This window comes from Halalkalibacillus sediminis (genome assembly GCF_002844535.1).
GTDB lineage: Bacteria > Bacillota > Bacilli > Bacillales > Alkalibacillaceae > Halalkalibacillus_A > Halalkalibacillus_A sediminis.
In genome coordinates, this window is the sequence record NZ_PJNH01000004.1 from 263501 (window position 1) to 281782 (window position 18282).

The 18282-nt window shown below is 36.8% G+C and carries 16 protein-coding genes and 1 tRNA gene; 12 read left to right on the forward strand and 5 right to left on the reverse strand.

What is annotated here, in order from left to right; all coding sequences use genetic code 11:
• From phaZ to CEY16_RS13925, 6 genes are all read left to right on the forward strand, one after another.
• On the forward strand, positions 1–897 hold the full coding sequence (gene phaZ / locus CEY16_RS13900; RefSeq protein ID WP_101332646.1) for an intracellular short-chain-length polyhydroxyalkanoate depolymerase: 897 nt from the start codon (positions 1–3) through the stop codon (positions 895–897).
• 17 nt (positions 898–914) lie between these two features.
• Positions 915–1658 (forward strand): 3-oxoacyl-ACP reductase FabG, encoded by a 744-nt coding sequence (gene fabG, locus CEY16_RS13905; protein ID WP_101332647.1) that lies wholly within the window; start codon positions 915–917, stop codon positions 1656–1658.
• A gap of 138 nt (positions 1659–1796) precedes the next feature.
• Complete coding sequence (locus CEY16_RS13910; protein ID WP_101332648.1) at positions 1797–3296, forward strand: class I adenylate-forming enzyme family protein; 1500 nt, start codon at positions 1797–1799, stop codon at positions 3294–3296.
• Between the two features lie 747 nt (positions 3297–4043).
• Entirely contained in the window at positions 4044–5411 is a 1368-nt protein-coding gene (locus CEY16_RS13915) for a reverse transcriptase/maturase family protein (protein ID WP_162297949.1), read from the forward strand.
• 13 nt (positions 5412–5424) lie between these two features.
• A complete protein-coding gene (locus tag CEY16_RS13920) occupies positions 5425–6042 on the forward strand; it encodes an SLATT domain-containing protein (RefSeq protein ID WP_101332650.1) in 618 nt (205 codons plus the stop codon).
• Positions 6043–6692: 650 nt separating this feature from the next.
• On the forward strand, positions 6693–7559 hold the full coding sequence (locus tag CEY16_RS13925; protein ID WP_101332651.1) for a DUF4238 domain-containing protein: 867 nt from the start codon (positions 6693–6695) through the stop codon (positions 7557–7559).
• Positions 7560–7596: 37 nt separating this feature from the next.
• Here the strand turns inward: CEY16_RS13925 and CEY16_RS13930 are convergent, their stop codons facing one another.
• A complete protein-coding gene (locus CEY16_RS13930; RefSeq protein WP_101332652.1) occupies positions 7597–7833 on the reverse strand; it encodes a hypothetical protein in 237 nt (78 codons plus the stop codon).
• Positions 7834–8027: 194 nt separating this feature from the next.
• Here CEY16_RS13930 and CEY16_RS13935 point away from each other — a divergent pair.
• A tRNA-Ala gene (locus tag CEY16_RS13935) sits at positions 8028–8100 on the forward strand.
• A 226-nt stretch (positions 8101–8326) separates the two neighbouring features.
• On the opposite strand, the gene CEY16_RS13940 is transcribed toward CEY16_RS13935, so the two are convergent.
• Positions 8327–8767, reverse strand: coding sequence for a cell wall hydrolase (locus CEY16_RS13940; RefSeq protein ID WP_101332653.1), 441 nt, complete (start codon positions 8765–8767; stop codon positions 8327–8329).
• A 142-nt stretch (positions 8768–8909) separates the two neighbouring features.
• On the opposite strand from CEY16_RS13940, the gene CEY16_RS13945 reads away from it, so the two are divergent.
• The gene (locus CEY16_RS13945) at positions 8910–9236 is read left to right on the forward strand and encodes an ArsR/SmtB family transcription factor (protein WP_101332654.1); all 327 of its coding nucleotides are present in this window, start codon (positions 8910–8912) and stop codon (positions 9234–9236) included.
• A gap of 83 nt (positions 9237–9319) precedes the next feature.
• Complete coding sequence (locus CEY16_RS13950; RefSeq protein WP_101332655.1) at positions 9320–9841, forward strand: SRPBCC domain-containing protein; 522 nt, start codon at positions 9320–9322, stop codon at positions 9839–9841.
• A gap of 99 nt (positions 9842–9940) precedes the next feature.
• Here CEY16_RS13950 and CEY16_RS13955 read toward each other — a convergent pair whose 3' ends face one another.
• Entirely contained in the window at positions 9941–11059 is a 1119-nt protein-coding gene (locus tag CEY16_RS13955) for a S8 family peptidase (protein ID WP_101332746.1), read from the reverse strand.
• Positions 11060–11501: 442 nt separating this feature from the next.
• Positions 11502–12620 carry a S8 family peptidase gene (locus CEY16_RS13960; protein WP_101332656.1) on the reverse strand — a complete coding sequence of 373 codons (1119 nt, stop codon included), beginning with the start codon at positions 12618–12620 and terminating at the stop codon, positions 11502–11504.
• Positions 12621–12948: 328 nt separating this feature from the next.
• On the opposite strand from CEY16_RS13960, the gene CEY16_RS13965 reads away from it, so the two are divergent.
• Complete coding sequence (locus CEY16_RS13965; protein ID WP_101332657.1) at positions 12949–13836, forward strand: helix-turn-helix domain-containing protein; 888 nt, start codon at positions 12949–12951, stop codon at positions 13834–13836.
• 13 nt (positions 13837–13849) lie between these two features.
• Positions 13850–13981: a hypothetical protein gene (locus tag CEY16_RS15535; RefSeq protein WP_274379945.1), complete on the forward strand. Its 132-nt coding sequence runs from the start codon at positions 13850–13852 to the stop codon at positions 13979–13981.
• A 132-nt stretch (positions 13982–14113) separates the two neighbouring features.
• Here the strand turns inward: CEY16_RS15535 and CEY16_RS13970 are convergent, their stop codons facing one another.
• The gene (locus tag CEY16_RS13970) at positions 14114–14365 is read right to left on the reverse strand and encodes a hypothetical protein (RefSeq protein ID WP_101332658.1); all 252 of its coding nucleotides are present in this window, start codon (positions 14363–14365) and stop codon (positions 14114–14116) included.
• Positions 14366–14753: 388 nt separating this feature from the next.
• Between CEY16_RS13970 and CEY16_RS13975 the strand changes: the two genes are divergently transcribed.
• The gene (locus CEY16_RS13975) at positions 14754–17969 is read left to right on the forward strand and encodes an alpha/beta fold hydrolase (RefSeq protein ID WP_162297950.1); all 3216 of its coding nucleotides are present in this window, start codon (positions 14754–14756) and stop codon (positions 17967–17969) included.
• Positions 17970–18282: the final 313 nt, after the last annotated feature.

Sequence of the window (18282 nt, forward strand, 5' to 3'; positions counted from 1 at the left end):
ATGTCAACGATTGAATTGAAAAAGGTCAAAGTACCAAATGGAGAAACAATTGCTTACCGAGAACGTTCAGGTGGGGATCAAACTGTTCTGTTGATTCATGGAAACATGATTTCCTCGAAACACTGGGACATTTTCATGGAGGCATTCGATTCTTCTTATCATTTGGTGGCAATCGATTTGCCTGGCTTCGGAGAATCAACATATTTATCTGAAATTAATTCAATTCAAGATTTGAGTAATCATGTTCGGTTATTTGTGGAAGCACTAGATTTAGATTTATATGCAATCGTGGGCTGGTCAACTGGTGGAGCAGTGGGGCTTCAATATTGTGCCAACTATGATCATCCAACTGAAAAGCTTGTTTTATTAGCTTCAGCTTCAACTAGAGGATATCCTTTTTATGCAACAGGAGAAGATGGACTGCCTGACCCGACACGTCGATTAGAGACTTTTGAAGAAGTAAAGCAGGACCCAGGTAAGACATTGGCAATTCAAGGTGCTTATGATCGAAAAGATCGAGACCTTCTAAAAGCTATCTGGAATCAATTGATTTATACTCATAATCAGCCAAGTCCTGATAAGTATGAAGAGTATGTCGATGACTTGTTGACCCAACGCAATCTAGCTGAAATCTATCATGCGTTGAATACTTTCAATATTTCAAATGAGTTTAATGGTTTGATAAAGGGAACTGGTGAAGTAGATAAAATTGACGTTCCTACACTTGTATTAAGAGGTGAGAGGGACTTCGTTATTACAGAGGATATGGCAAAAGAAATTGTTGAGGACCTGGGTGATTTGGCTACTTTCGTAGAGTTGAAGGATAGCGGACATTCACCTTTAGTAGATGATATGGGCCAACTAGTTCGCGAGATTGAAGAATTTTTAAAGAAATAAAAGAAAGTGGGTTTGAAATGGGACGTTTAGGCAACAAAGTAGCAATCATAACAGGAAGCGCAAATGGAATCGGACTTGAAGCTGCCACTCTCTTTGCTGAAGAAGGGGCAAGGGTAGTGTTGGCGGACTTTGATGCCGAAACCGGGAAAAATCGTGAAGAAGTACTTAAAAGTGAAGGTCATGACGTATTGTTCGTGCAAGTAAATGTAGCAGATCGTGCGAGCGTAGATGCCATGGTAAAAGAGGCGATAGATGCATTTGGAAAGATTGATATTTTAGTCAACAACGCAGGTATCACTCGAGATGCGATGCTTTCAAAAATGACTGTAGAACAGTTCGAACAAGTGATAGATGTTAACTTGAAGGGTGTCTTCCATTGTACACAAGCTGTTCTTCCCCATTTAATTGAAAGTGGTAAAGGTAAGGTCATTAATACATCGTCTGTTTCAGGTGCATACGGAAATGTTGGGCAATCAAACTATGCAGCTGCTAAGGCTGGCCTGATCGGACTTACGAAAACTTGGGCAAAAGAACTTGGCAGGAAAAACATTAATGTGAACGCTGTGGCACCAGGTTTTACAGAGACATCTATGGTCGAAAGTGTTCCTGATCATGTGATTGAGTCCTTGGTGAAACAAGTGCCGATGGGTCGACTCGGGAAACCGACTGATATTGCAAATGCTTACTTGTACTTAGCTTCAGAAGAATCGGATTATGTGAATGGCCATGTACTCCACGTCGATGGTGGCATTATGATGTAAATACTTATTTAAGCAAACCCTGCAGCGAGGCTGTAGGGTTATTATTTTGAGCAAATAGGTCGTATTTATTTTGTAACTTACCTGTAACCAACCTCGATAAGATAAAGTTACATATTAACGTAAGAGGGGTTGGTTCATGTGCACAAGGAATTTGATTGGATAAGTAGCCGTGCTATTCTTTATCCAAATGACATAGCAATCATCGATGCTACGACCGACGATCGGTGGACGTACTCTGAAGTGGATCGTCGTGCAGAAGTATTGGCAACTCACTTTGTCAATCAAGGAATCAAAAAAGGTGATCGTGTTGCACTGCTTGCCCCGAATCATATCAGTTACCTGGACTTTTTATTCGCTGCGATGAAATGTGGAGCAATATTTGTTCCGCTCAATTGGAGACTCTCTGAAGAAGAGCTTAGTTATGTACTGGGTGATGCTGAACCGACACTGGTTGGGGTGCACGAATCCTTTCATCGCACTCATGAGTGGTTGGGCGTTTTTGGCCAAGCATTGGAGATAGCAGGCAACTCATATATCGACCAATTGCCTACATACACTGAAAATATTTTTCAAAAACCAGAAATTGATGATAAAGATCCTCTAGCGATGGTCTACACAGGCGGTACAACAGGCAAGCCCAAAGGAGCGGTATTGAGTCATCAATCGATATTCTGGAATGCGATGAATACTATTGTTAGTTGGGATTTGAAGAGGGATGAGTGTACACTAACCTCGATTCCGATGTTCCATACAGGCGGATTGAATGCGTTAACGACACCAATATTATTAGCTGGTGGAACGGTAGTGCTGGAGTCCGATTTCGAACCTGAAAAAGCAGTGAAGAACTTGATTAAGTATCGGTGTACTATCGTGTTGTTTATCCCTACGATGTACCACATGATCGTTCAGACGGATGCATTTCAGGAAGCGACGTTTTATGATATGGAAGTATTTTTATCTGGTGGAGCACCTTGCCCACTTTCGGTTTATGAGGAATTCAATCGAAAAGGACTCAGTTTTAAGGAAGGGTACGGTTTGACTGAAGCTGGTCCGAATAATTTTTATATTGATCCAGAAATGTCGAAAGTGAAGCAGGGCTCGGTTGGTCAAGAAATGTTATTCAACGAAATTCGCATAGTACGTTCTGATGGTGAGGAAGTCGCTACAAATGAAGTCGGGGAATTATGGCTCAAGGGTAAGCATCTGTTTGAATACTATTGGAAAAATGATGAGGAGACAGCTGATTCATTCCAAGGTGAGTGGTTTGTAACAGGTGACTTGGCCCGTAAAGATGAAGATGGATACGTTTATATTTCTGGCAGGAAAAAAGAGATGATCATTACAGGTGGCGAGAACGTGTATCCACTTGAGATCGAACATTGGCTGCAATCAAATGAAAAAGTTGACGAAGTTGCAGTGGTTGGAATCCCGGATGATAAATGGGGAGAAAAGGTAGCGGCGTTTGTATCGGTGAAAAGTGAAGATGTAACTGAAGAAGAGTTGATCCGATTTTGTGAATTAAAGTTGAGTAAATATAAGATACCGAAAGAATTCGTATTAATGGCTGAACTGCCAAAGACACATGTGGGGAAGATCGATAAAAAAGCATTGTTGGATGACTACGCGATTACAGAGTGATCAAATAGAAAGCCGAGTGAAGGTAGATACCCCCGCCCTCACTCGGCTATTTATAGCTTTTCAGTAAAATTCTATTTGGAACGACATCGACTTCAATGATTGGCTAATCATTATACATAAAAGTATGAGTCGTAGAAGCGGTTCTGTGCCTCTTTCAGAGGCTCTGGGAAAAGAATTGGGAGTATACAAGAGTTAGGTAGATAATCACTTTAAGGAGTTTCCAGAAGCGGTTTTTATAAACAATAAAGCGGAACGATTAACAAAGAAGGGTGTTCAGCTTTTCATAAAGTAAATGGGTATTCGAGGAACATTCTCACCATTTGCAATGCGAAATGTATTTATCAAGAGGTTGCTAATGAATAAGGAATTTAAGGGTAATACAATTGTTCGCGAGACAATTGAAAATTGAGGGAACTAGACACTATATAGGCATTTTCAACATGAATTAAATCAGTGTTGAGCGACCATGACCCATTGAAAGAGCTTCTATAACTTTAATTTTATGTTGAATAGTGTAATTGTTTGTTAAATTATAGTATCAATGATAAAATTTATAATATATAGTGGGTCTTATTGAGTGTGAATTTTCACACTTGGGCGATTTCATCTAGTATTAAGGTGAAACTATCTAAGGAACAAGATTTAGTCTTTAAGCAGATTTCTGCTTGTCCTACTTACTGTGTGGAGGTAGGCATTGGTCGGACCTTCAAGACCCACTATATAATATTTATTTAGGGTATGATGGAAATGGTCTTAACTAGAGAGCTCTTAGAAGAATATTTTAAAATCGACAATATTATTGATTACTATCATGAGAATAAAAGAGGTAAAAATTCAGTTGGAATTGATAAGGTAAATTCAAGGTTATTTAACGAGAACTTAAATTGGTACGCAAAGACAATTAACAGGAAGATAATGAATGGCTCCTACAAATTCACTCCTTATAAGCAGAAGTTGATTTCCAAGGGTAAATCGAACACCCCTAGGCAAATATCAATTCCTACTATTAAAGACAAAATTACGCTAGGCTTGCTAAAAGAAATTCTACATAAGAAATTCCTTACTGACATTTACTATGAGACTGTTCACACAATAATAAGTGATTTAGAGTCAGAAATCCAAGACCCTCATAAAGATTACTTCTTCAAGATAGACATCTCTGATTTTTATGGGAACATCGATCATGAGAAGCTTTTTAAAAAGCTACGAAAAAGAATAAGAGACAAAAAGCTCCTCAAGATACTGAAGCGTTCAATTAAGACTCCTACTGTAAAGGAGGGTTCCCAAAAAGATAAAACAGTCAACACAAGGGGAGTGCCCCAGGGTCTTCCAGTATCTAATATTCTTTCTAGCATTTATATGAATGCATTGGATGATAAGTACATAAATAGAAGCGACCTTATTTATAAAAGGTTCGTTGATGATATTATTATTATTTGTAACAACAAAGATAGCGATGCGATTTATAATGAGATTGTACGTGATCTAACTAGCAAAACCACATTAGATTTAATAATAAATCCTGAAAAAAAAGATGAAGGCTTTGTTAGCAATGGTTTTTACTACTTGGGATATTTCCTTGATGGTACCTCTACTACTATAAGAAAAGAAGCTATTACAAATATGAAAAAATCTCTGGAAAGTATCTTTGTTACAATTGCTCATACGTATAAAAAATCGAACCCTAATATTAATTTCTTCTTGTGGCAATTAAACCTCAGAATAACTGGAAGCAAATATGGTGGGAGGAAATATGGTTGGTTGATTTTTTATTCACAAATTTCCGAAGACAATGAAGACATCTTTCACCATTTAGATTGGTTCGTGAGAAAAAAATTACTTCAAGATAGATTTAAACTACAAAATCTCGTTGATAAGAACCAAATTAAGCGGTTCACTAGAGCCTATAATGAAATAAGGAAAAACTTCACTAACACTAGATATCTTCCAAATTTCGATAATTATTCGCACGAAAATAAAGTAGATTTTATTGAAGGCGTACTAGGGAAGCCTACAGTTGACTTATCGAAAGAACGAGTTGACTATATATTTAATAACACCATTTATAAAGAAGTAAACCAATTAGAAAAAGATATACAGGGTGTATCATTCTAGGGGGGGAGTTAAAATGGAAGATATACAGGCGGACTTATTATTGAAGCGTATTAAATCATTAAATACAAGGATATACCTCACTAGAAAATCGCGTATTAATACTGAAGATAGATTGATTAAGAAAAATAATTTCTATCAATTTATTAATGTATATTACTCTATAGTTCTAGTATTTTCATCTATCCTAAACCTCCAAGCATCACCTAAAACGTCACTATTTCTGCTAAGCTCATCAATTGCCTTGTCCTTATTTTCTTTATTCGTTATATCAAAAAATCTTACAGAACGACAATTTAGCGTTAAATTCAATTACATCAGGCTACAAGAGCTACTTAATGAATTGGACAGGATTGAAGATGATTTGATAGCTGGCATAAGAAAAATGAGTGATATAGTTAACTCATATGAGGAAGTTAACGCTAAATATATAAGCGCTTTATCATCTGTAGAGAACCAAGAGGAGGTCGACTACCTTAACTTCATTAAGTCTACTGGGTTTCAAAACATAAAATTAGATTCGAGTCAGAAGATTGTTCTGTGTAAACATGCTTTCAAAGAAACTATGAAGCGGGCTACATTAATTATTGCTCCAATAATTGCATATCTTTTACTGTGGTTTTTTATTTCATAGCAGCAAGACCATTGTACAGAATGTGTAATGGCCTTATATAGGGGCGTTTTATAAAGCAGGCTATAACACTAAATTTTCTCTAGGCTAGTAACTATTGGATCGAATGGTTTTACATTTTGGGCGATTGAGTAATAAGAATAATTCTGTTATATAATTACAGAATTTAAAACTGTATCAAAGAGCTAACTACTTTTATTGCGAATTTCTTGACCGAAGTAATTGGCTCTTTTTTTATTATCAAATTTAGGAAGGAGTTCAATAAATGAGACATAGCAAATTAACTGAAGTGTAAAGGTATGAAAGAGAAGCAAGCTGTTTATGCCCAACGAAATATTTGAGAATTTCATGGAGGAAATTCAGGGGGAGTCTTAACACATTGGTTTTGCTTACTCCTCTTACTACTTAAGGTTATACCGTCATTGAAAATACATAGTGAATCATTAAGATCGTGAGTTTTTAAAACTAATACTTGGGTACAGGTAAAGATGGACGCTAAATTATTTAATCAAACATGGAGTTATATTGGATGAAATGAACTACACTCGTACTTCCTATAACAATCCTTTATAATGGAGGTTGAATGATTTTAATGACTTGAGTTTGAGCTTTTTTGATATGAAAGAATTTCACTGTTAAGAGGAGTAATTCAAATGAACTTACCCATCAAACAACATATTGTTCCACAAACACATTTAAAGCAATTCACCTCTGGAAACGAGAAAATATGGTTGTATCAAAAAGATACTAAACATTTCAGAGAGCAAAGTATCAAAAAAGTTCCAATAGTGAAGGACTTTTACACTGTCACAGACGAGGAAGAAGATGAAAAGCTTTATGATATGGAACATTTCCTGGCAAATCAAATTGAACCACTTTATCAACCATACATAGAGCAACTCCAGAATAGAGAAATGTTGACAGGTTTGATGAAAAAACAATTTGCTTATTATGTTTCTTCTCAAAAGTTAAGGACAGTTAGTATGAAAGAAAAGGTAATAAGCGAGATTGAAATAGCCTTCAGAAAAGGTAAAGCTGGGAAATGGTTTGATAAGACATCAATAGAGCAATTTACTCGTAATTTTTATGATGGAGATGAAGAAATTACATATGAAGAATTTATTGAAAGAGCAGACGGAAGGTTGGAAGAAGTAAATATGGATATTAGCAAGGATTGTTTTGTTCAATTCCTTCCAGAAAAGATGATGGAGTTTGCGGGAAAGCTTGCTGAAATGAATTGGAGCTATCTTATTGCATCAGAAAAAAGATCTTTTATTACATCAGACAATCCAGTAGTCTTAGAGAGTGACATTGAGGACCCAGCTTTCTCTATTGATGGCGGGGTATTTCCTTTAACTCCTCATTTAGCACTTAATATTGATTCTTCAGAAGAGAGGTTTAAGAAAGTTGGCGGTAAAGATGTGAGAAAAATAAACGAACAAATAGTTAAACATTCTGATAGATTTATCTTTTCTCATAATGAAGGGTTTTTAAATAGTAATATTCAGAAGTTTATATAAAATATAAAGAGACTCCATTTAAGAGGTCTCCTATTTCTCATTCAAAGAGTTCATCCATTTTATCAAAGTCTGAAGGTGATTGGTATTCAATTTTGGTTAATAAGTCATTAAGCTGTTTTCTTAGTTTTTGGACGTTCGTAGCAAGGTTTCCATCTTGTTTCCATCCTGTTATCTCATAAATACGCCCATCTTCTAAGTGTTGAAGCCTGTTTTTGATTCCTTGAATCTCATATTCATATCTTCCCTCAATGTCATTGATCTTTTGTTTACTCATATCTGCTCCTCCTTTTTATTTACTAATTCGCTAGTCTATTATTAGATTCCTCCTTTTTTTAAAGGTGTATATTCATGTTTGTGGTTGACATTTATAATAGAAACATTACAATAAATCGTGTGATAATTTCATGCGAGAGGGTCAACCTCACTGAAATATGGTTATATGTCCTATCATGACAATAAAAATAATACGGGGCATTAGCTCAGCTGGGAGAGCGCTTCGCTGGCAGCGAAGAGGTCATCGGTTCGAGCCCGATATGCTCCACTCCTTAGGAACCCTTGAATATCAAGGGTTCTTTTATTTGTTGCAACAAAATGTATAAATTGGGAATAAAACTCGCAATCAATCAGATCCATAGTACTTTTAGTGCTAACCAAAGAGGTGTGTTGATTGAAAAGGTTAACAAAAAAATCCCCACTTTGGTACTGCGCCCCAAAAGTTAGAGTAAAAATCTAATTTCTGGGGTTCACTACCTTTGTGAGGAAATTTATTAAAATCTATAAGCGCTTTCGCATGTATTAGCTATTGCTTCATAGTAACAATGTTGTTTATATCGTCCTGTAAATGGTTGACCATACCATGTAGGAGGACATTCAGCATATGGATTAAAATACCAAAGGGCAAACATCGCAGGTTGTTGTCTCCAATATTTTACAACATCGCGTGCCAATCTTCGGTCTGCTTCTCTTGCAGGTCTATAAAATAAATTTCCTTTTTGGACTGCTTCAAAAGAATAATTTCCTCCTTGGACTTGGAAAATCACATCTCGTATGGACCTTACATCTTCAAAATCTAAACAATCAGCTTTTGTTCGATTTATAATAACATTGCCGACCATAAGCATCCCTAGTCGTCCTTCACCCTCGGCTTCTGCTCTCATCATCCTTGCTATTAGATCGAGATCTTTTTCGGTATAAGCTACTCTTGCCAAAATTATCACCTCTAAATGAATTGTATGAAAAAGTCATTAAAAAATGTAGGTTTACTAATTTTTATATGACTGGGCAAGCATTACTTTGATAATTGTTTTATATTCCCTTGACGGAATATTCCTTATGAGTTATATTTAAAATATGGAAAAAATATTAAGTGCTCTTGCAGAACCAAATCGAGTAAGAATTGTTCAAATACTTAAGGAAGAACCGCTTGCAGTAGGAGAAATTGCTGATAAACTCCAACTACGTCAACCTCAGGTTTCTAAACATTTAAAAGTATTACATGATGTTGGTATCGTTGAGGTGATACCAAGAGCTAACAGAAGAATTTACAAACTAAAACCTGAGCCATTCAAAGAGTTAGATGCTTGGATCGATTCCTTTCGATCAATTTGGGAGGATCGTCTAGACCGGTTGGATGATTATCTACATGAGTTACAGACCGAAGAAGCGAATGAGGAATAAGAAGAACTTCATCTTTGTGAAACCAACTGTTCAATTGGAGTACTAAGTATTTTAGCTTCAAAAACTTTATTGGAGGAATGTAGATGAATGAAAACAAAGTAAGTTCACAGATGAAGCATTGGGTGGAAGGGAAAGACTTAGTGGTTGAACGGATGTTCAATGCACCAAGGGATCTTGTGTTCAAGGCGTTCACCGACCCAGATCATTTGGCAAATTGGTGGGGCCCAAAAGGTTGGGAAACAACCATTCATCGTTTTGAGTTGGAGCCGAAAGGTGTATGGCATTATTGTATGCATTGTGTAGATAAGGAGCAAGTTGATTTTTACGGACAAAAATCTTGTGGAAAATCAGTATTTCACGAAATTATATCTCCTGAGAAATTGACTTTCACTGATACATTTGCTGATGAAGAAGGTAATCCCACACCGGGAGCTCCGGAAATGTTTATCACATTAACTTTTGAAGAAAAGCAAGATAAGACCAAACTTATTTCACGTACACAGTTCTCTTCTGAGGAAGAACTACCAAAAGTTATGGATATGGGTATGGTTCAAGGTTTAGCTTCACATTATGAAGAACTTGAAAATTATTTAAAGCAATTATAATAAAAAAGGTCAGACAACAAAATTAGTTGTCTGACCTTTTATAATAATAAGTTGAATACTTTAACAAGGTAGGGGGGAGGTCCTACCCTGTCAATTATTTTATTGGCTTATCGCTTGATAGGATTGAACTAAACCATAACCGTAGTAATCAGAGTTACCCAAATATTCGGCAGTTTGTTGTAGAAGTGAACGCAGTTCAACGTTTGAAAGACCTGGTTTAGCCTCCCATACCTGTGCTGCAACACCTGCTACATGCGGTGAAGCCATTGAGGTACCATTTAATGAATCGTAGCTGTTTCCTGGAACAGTGCTAAGAACACTTACTCCGGGTGCAGATAGTTCAACATCCGGTCCATGACTAGAGAATGACGCACGGTTGTTGTTTTGATCTACTGCTGCTACAGCAATTACAGAGTCGTATTTTGCTGGATAACCAACCGTATCACCCCAGCCCCAAGAGTTACCGCTATTACCGGCAGCAGCTACCACTAATAGACCTTCATCATAGGCAAGGTTAGAATATTCTTCTAAAATAGATGAACTTGTAGATCCACCAAGGCTCATGTTAATAACATCCATTCCATTTTGGATAGACCACTCAATACCTTCAGCGATACCAGAGTAAGAACCGCTTCCTTCTCCGTCTAGAACTTTGACTGCATAAAGATTAGCTTGTGGAGCGACTCCAACGACTCCAAGGTTGTTATCTAATGCTCCAACAGTACCCGCAACATGGGTCCCGTGGCCGTTCTCATCATTATATGGAGAATCTCCGAAAACAGAATGCCCACCAGCAACATTTAAATCCTCATGAGAGCTGTCAATGCCACTATCTAGTACTGCTACATCGACTCCTGAACCAGTGTAGCCATTATTTTGAGCTTCTGTTCCTTCAACATGTGGAATTCCCCATGGAGTTTCTTGAGCAAAGGCTTCAGCCTCAGCATTCTCTTCGACAAACTTTATTTGGGGATGATTTTTCAATCCCTTTGCTTGTCCATTCGTTAGTTCTAGGTGGTAAACAGGGAGTAGACTAAATTCGTGCAGTATGTCATTATCCTCTACACCAAAAGCTTTAAGCAACCCTTTTTTTGCAGGGCCATCAAACTGAACTAAGTACTCTTTTTCCTCACCTGTTTCCGCCTCATCAGCAAATGCAGTTTGGAAAGGTACCAAAAGTAACGCCAGCACACTCAACAATACTAATAACTTCTTCACGACATCTTCCCCTTTCAAAATTTTTATCCACTAATGTCTAGCAATGATCCATTTGTTGTTTTGAAAGAAATTATTGAATCGAATATAGAGCAGCTAGATACAAAGAATAATAGAAATATAAAGTGTAAAATAGAGGGTATTAATATTAATATAATTCTAAGTATTAGAACATTAGCGAATATTGTCATAAATCTAACATATATAAATTTAGTATGAATTTGCTTTCTATAGTTATTTGAGGAAATTATCACATCATTTCTCCAAAATACTCTATATTTCTTAAATAATATAATCATTGGAATAGTATATTTAAACCAATTTTTTGGTATAAAAGTTTGGGAGGGTTTGTAACTGAAAGACTTCAATCTTTCTTATCTAATCTTTTGGAAGGAAGATCTAAAAAAAACAGGGTAGGGGGAGGTCCTACCCTGTTACCTAATATTTATTGACTTATTGCTTGGAACGACTGAACTAAACCATAACCGTAGTAGTTAGAGTTACCCAAATATTCCGCAGTTTGTTGTAAGAGTGAGCGTAGTTGAACATTTGAAAGACTTGGTTTTGCTTCCCATACTTGTGCAGCGACTCCTGCTACATGCGGTGAAGCCATTGAAGTACCATTAAATGAATCGTAGCTGTTTCCTGGCACGGTGCTAAGAACACTTACACCAGGTGCAGAAAGCTCAACGGCTGAACCATGGCTGGAGAATGAAGCACGGTTGTTGTTTTGATCTACTGCTGCTACAGCGATTACAGAGTCATATTTTGCTGGGTAGCCAACAGTATCACCCCAGCCCCATGAGTTACCGCTATTTCCGGCAGCAGCTACCACTAGTATACCTTCGTCATAGGCAAGATCAGAATACTGTTTTAAAATAGATGAGCTTGAGGATCCACCAAGGCTCATGTTAATGATATCCATTCCATTTTGAATGGACCACTCAATACCTTGAGCAATCCCAGAGTAGGAACCACTACCATTACTGTCTAGAACTTTGACAGCGTAGAGATCAGCTTCTGGAGCGACCCCAATAACTCCTAGGTTATTATCTAATGCTCCGACAGTTCCAGCTACATGTGTACCATGCCCGTTGCCGTCATTGTATGGAGAATCTCCGAATACAGAGTAGCCTCCAGCAACATTCAAGTCTTCATGCGAGCTGTCAATCCCTGTGTCGAGGATTGCCACATCTACGCCAGAACCAGTGTAGCCGTTATTTTGAGCTTCGATTCCTTCAACGTGAGGGATTCCCCACGGGGTTTGTTGAGCAAAAGCTTCGGCCTCAGCATTCTCCTCGACAAATTTTATTTGTGGGTGATCCTTCAAGCCTTTTGCTTGTCCCTCTGTTAATTCAAGTTGGAATACAGGGAGTAGACTAAATTCGTGTAGTACGTCACTATCCTTCACCCCAAAAGATTTAAGCAGCCCTTTTTTTGCAGGACCATCAAACTGTACTAAATACTCCTTTTCCTCTCCTGCTTTAGCCTCATCAGCGAAAACAGTTTGAAACGGAACGAAAAGTAAAACCAGCAAACTCAACAGAACTAATAACTTCTTCACGACATCTTCCCCTTTCAAAATTTTTTATCCACTAATGCTAAGCGACGATCATTGATCCTCTTAATGGGAAAGAATAATAGAAATATAATTAGTGTAAAAATAGATGGAAATAAGAGGATGTAAGTGGTAAGATAATTCATAATATTATGACATTAGCAGATATTGACTTAAATCTATCATATAAAAATTTAATATGTATTTGCTTTCTGCGGCTATTGAGGCAGTTTATAACACTATTTACTCCGGATTAATTTATATTTCTCAAACAATATAATAATAGGAATATTATATTGTAGAAAATTTATTGATATAAAAAGGTGGGGGACCAATGAATTTAGATAAATTCAATAGTGTGCTTAAACAGGCTAGACTTGACGCGGGAATGACACAAAAGGAGTTAGCAGAAGGGATATGTACGCAGGCTCAAATCAGTAAACTAGAAAATGGAGATGAATTTCCTTCTAGTATTACTCTTCACTTGATCTCAAAAAAATTGGGAGTAGATGCCGATTATTTCTTCAGACAAATTGAATCGGACCGAGTGGACTACATTGATGAAGTTAAAAATATAGCAAAAAGGTTCAAAAGAGAAAAAGACTATCAGAGTTTGAATGAACTAGTTACAAATCAATTGAAAACTCCATTAGTAAAAGAGAGTCCAGAGTTTTATCAATATTTATTATGGAATTTGGGAATATGCGAGTATTATTTGAATATAGATAAAGTGAAAGCGTTACATTTATTAATCAGATCATTGAATATGAGGTCAATCGTTATAAATAAAGAAAGAGAAGCAGAAATACTTAATAGCATTGCAGTCATTTTAAACGAAGAGGGAAACTATCAATTTTCTTTAAAAGTATACGAAAGAGCGTTAGAAAAATTCCGGAGAATTCCGTTAGTGAAAGATTATACGATAGAAATAAGGTTATTATATGGGGCTTCCAAATCTTCGCTTAGTATTGGGAAAGTTAAAAAATCATTGAAGTTTAGCGAGTTAGGTATAGAGGTGTGTAAAAAATACGAAACACTATACTTATTAGGTGAGCTTTACTATCAAAAAGCAAGGTGCCTCAAAAGGTATGGAAAAGAAGGTGCCGGGGATTACTTTAATAAATCCATATATACTTTCCTATTAGAAGAGAAAAATGAATATGCAAAAATCGTGGAACATGCTTTTGTTGAATATAAATATGAGCAAAAAAACAAAAAGTAAGGGGGGATTCGGAATGAAGAGATTATTAACGGGGATTATTATAGGAGTTGTTTTAACAACAGGTGTAAGCTTTACTAGTATGGCTGTGCAGATGGATACAGGGACATACCTTGCCAAAGATAAAGACCTTCCTAATCAACATTAATCTAAGTAAGAAGCTTCTCAGGTCAATATTATAACCTGCTCATTACTATTTAAATGGTTATTAATGTTTAATTTTTTTCAAGAATCCTCATTCGTTCGAGGATTCTTTTTTTGTTTAAAAAGTGCAATTAATTTAAGAAATTTGACTGGTGGCAGATCTTTTTTTGTTACTCATTTTTTTATTTAAATTTCTCTTTGCTAATAGTTTAAGTGCATGTATTCGATTCATTTCTTGAATTGAGATAGGTTTGTTGTGTTCTACTTTATGAAGTAAATATCCGATATGACCTCTTAAAGTTTTGTTAAGATCTTGCGTTACAGCGAATTGTTTAATTGCTTCGATTTCCTGTGTATTTAAAATCTTTCCTTGTTCAAAGAATGACATTTGTAAGCTCCTCATTGCATGACTAAAGTGTGTTTTTTTTCAGTGATGTTTTGTTATTGAGTTATTGCACCGTTTATTCTATACCCCGTGATAGTAGGTAGTACTCTCAAATTGGTCAAAATATAAATATTTGTAATTTTGAGATATCTCTAGTTTGCAGAAGTCGAAATCATTAAGTTTTCTTCTGTTGTTGTCGAATGTTGTGCTTTTGCGCTTTAGAGAGTGCTTTATACATAGGGACTATATAACGAATTTGAAATTTTTTCCTTGAAAATAGAGGTAATTATATCACCGTAGATAATATGTAAGTTAGGGAAAATTTTTTATGAGAGGAGTGTTAGAAAATTTTGCTGGTTTCCCTGCAAATATAGAAAATGGAGGAAGAAGCATGTTAAAGAATAATATTGAACTTAGTACAAAAATGGGTAAGTTCGTACTTTCGTTTTTAGTATTATTAGTAATGTTGTTTTCTTTAACATCCATGACAAGCGAAGCGACGCTAGGGGAAAAGAGAGAAGGCGCTGAGACAGAGGAAAGGTTTGATGATGCTGGCAATCCAATTTTGAATGCAGAGGATGGGGAAGATTCAACCGATGCTAGTGCACATGAACAAAGAGAAATCAATCCTTCACCACCTCCAAATGGCAACATTCTTTCTAATTATTATGAATGGATCTCACCAGGCTCACCGTCCACTGATAATAATTATGCCTTACGGATCTCGGATAACGGTGGAGTCGACATCAATTATGACTTCCGTACATCAGATGATCTCACAGTAGATTTTTATTGGCGTTATCACTCCGGCGATGAACTAGCTTATATGTTCAATGATGAAGACAGTGAAAGCTCTGGGTTACGGGCTTTCACCAATGGTGTTGCTGGAAAAGGGCTTTATTTTCGGAATGTTTTTGGTGGATGGGATGTCGATCTTTCTCATTTGAATGTCCAAGATGGAGAATGGTATAACATCCGAGTTGTTCTGGATTCCAGTGATAAAACTTATTCTGTCTATATTGATGGAGAATTGAAAGGCCAGAGTTACTACAATGGTGAGGGGTTTACGACTAGTCAACTTTTTCGAGTCATGGGGAGAGCTTCGGGTACCTCCACATTAATTGACTATGATCGTTTTGTGTGGACAAATGATGCCATTCATCCTGATGTATCAGATGAGATCAATTCGAATCTCTTACATTATGAGATCGAAGAGGGCACAGGCGATGTATTACACAATAATCAATCCTTGATCGTTTTCATTCCAGGAATAATGGGGACGGAAATTTGGAATGAAGATCGTTCTGAAAAACTGTGGAAACCAGCTAACAGTATTGTAAATGCACCGCGGCAAGTAAGGGAGCTTGCTGTTAATGAAGAGGGGCAATCTATCGCTAGAAATTTGATCATCGGAGATCCTATTGCTGATTATTATGGCGAGATGATCACCTCTCTCGAAGACATGGGTAACCCTGTGTTGGTGTATGGATATGATTGGAGAATGAATAACGAATTAAATGCAAGACGACTAGAAGAAAAGATTAATAATGAACTTGATGAATTGGGATTGAGTCGTGTTTCCATTGTGGCTCATAGTATGGGAGGCTTGATTGCATCAAAATACACCCGTGAGAATGATGAAAAAGTGGACAAGTTGATTACTTTAGGCACACCATTCCTAGGTTCACCTAAATCACTTTCAATTACAGAAACAGGGAAGTTATTTTATAAAGGTGGAGTTTCAGGCTGGCTAGGTAATGCTGTGATTAAAGATGCGATTAAAGAGGTTGCACCCAATATCTCGTCGATCTATCAACTGTTTCCTACTGAAAATTATTTTGGATATAATGATGGTCAATATTATGTTCAGGTACGGGAAGAAAGTTTTCAGGAAAGAAGGTTGGTCAATCTATTAACTTACGGTCAAACGACAGCATTTTTAAATCACCATCGCACGGGAACCGGCGAAGACAACTGGGTTAATTCAGCCCACTTCAACAGCGCGGAGAATTTTCATAATTCGTTGGATTTGTTAGACACATTGCAATCTGTAGATTCGTATTTCATCATTGGTGATCAGGTTACGACTCAAGGAACCTTTCAGTATACGTACCACGAAAACTTCCGCATTCTACGTTTTAGCGACCTGAAACCAATCAATGGTGATGGGACTGTTCCCGTGGCAAGCGCTAACGTTGGTGATAATCTGCCAAAAGAACGTGTTTATTACACGTCTACAGAGCATAGTGAGTTAACAACAAACGAATTAGTGATTGGACAAGTGATGAATATTTTGAAGGGTCAGGCAGATCGGCTACCAGGTATGCGCTCTGATCCTATTGAAACTAAGAAATTGAAAGTCAAAATAGCATCACCGGTCGATCTGCATGTCTATGATCAAGAGGGCAATCACATGGGGCCTGTTGAAGAAGGTGTCGTTCAAAATGAGATATATACAGGATCTTACGACATATTTGGAGGAACGAAAATCGCTTTATTGGAAGATGATGTGTACGATATTCAATTATTGGGCACTGATTATGGTAAAATGACAGTAACGTTTCAATGGTATGATGAACGGAACAAAGAATATTACACTATCAGATTTGATGATGTTCCTGTTACTCCTTCATCGACTTTCTCGTCCGTTACTGATTTGAACAATGAGGTGAATTTGTCGTTAGATTCGGATGGGGATGGAGAAGTGGATGAGGTGATCCAGCCTTCGGTTTCATTAAATGGAAAGGCGAGTCAGGATATGGACCCTCCTGAACTTCATAGTTTAATAGATGGTAAAGAAGGTAAGAATGAATGGTATACGTCGGATGTGCAATTACAACTAGTAGCTGAAGACGATGAATCAGGTTTGTATTTTATGGAGTATTGGCAAGAAGATAAGGAGCCTAATATCTACAGCGAACCTCTTACATTCCAGGATGAGGGAATTCATCAAACATTCGCTCGAGCACATGATAAGAACTTAAATTATAAAACGCTCGAAAATGAAATTAAAATTGATCAGACACCGCCTGAAATTGTTTTTGGTGATATTCCTGAGGAAATCAAGGTTGGAGAGCATTTCAACGTTGAAGTAGACGCTAAGGATGGTGTCTCAGGAATTGATGAAGTTAATATTTCCTTCAATGAGGAAGAGGTAAGTAATGGAGAAGAGATTAACATAAAGGAAGCAGGTAAACATGTAATAGACGTGGTTGCAACAGATAAAGCCGGAAATGAAATACGACAAATTATCGAATTTGAAGCTTATATTCCTGCTGAGGTTTCCTTCCATCCTAAAACATTGAACCTGAAAGGAAAAGGGAATAAAAATGCCACTATATATATAGCATTCCCTGAAGGATATAATGTTGATGACATTGAGCCTGAGAGCATTGTAATCAATGGATCTGTGCACCCTATATCTGATACAAAGTTCGGGTTTGTTAAAAACCCAATTTCCCAAGAAGGTAAATATATGATAAAAGTTGAACTGGATCAGTTATCGAAAACCTTGAATGAAGGACGAATTCAAGAGATAAAATTAGAAGGTAAATTAAGAAGAGGACAATTATTCAAAGGTCAAGATAAAGTAAAAATAGTGAAATAGAAGCAATAAGGGCTGTCTCAATCATTTAGAGGCAGCCCAAATAAAACGTAGGAAGGAGAATACCATGCTTCAATCATCCCCTTGGTGGAACGGGGTCATTCAAATAGTCATAGGAGCTCTTACTTCATTTATATGGATTATGATTTGGATATCAGTTGCGAATAGTTCTTTACTTATGGAAAGTGAATTGAGTAACATCAGCAAATCTCTAGGTGATATTTGGATCGTCTTGTTAACATTAGTTGTTTGCTTGGGTATTTTCATTTTACTTCCAAAGTTCAGGCTTTTTTCACTATCATTGTTTATAACTACA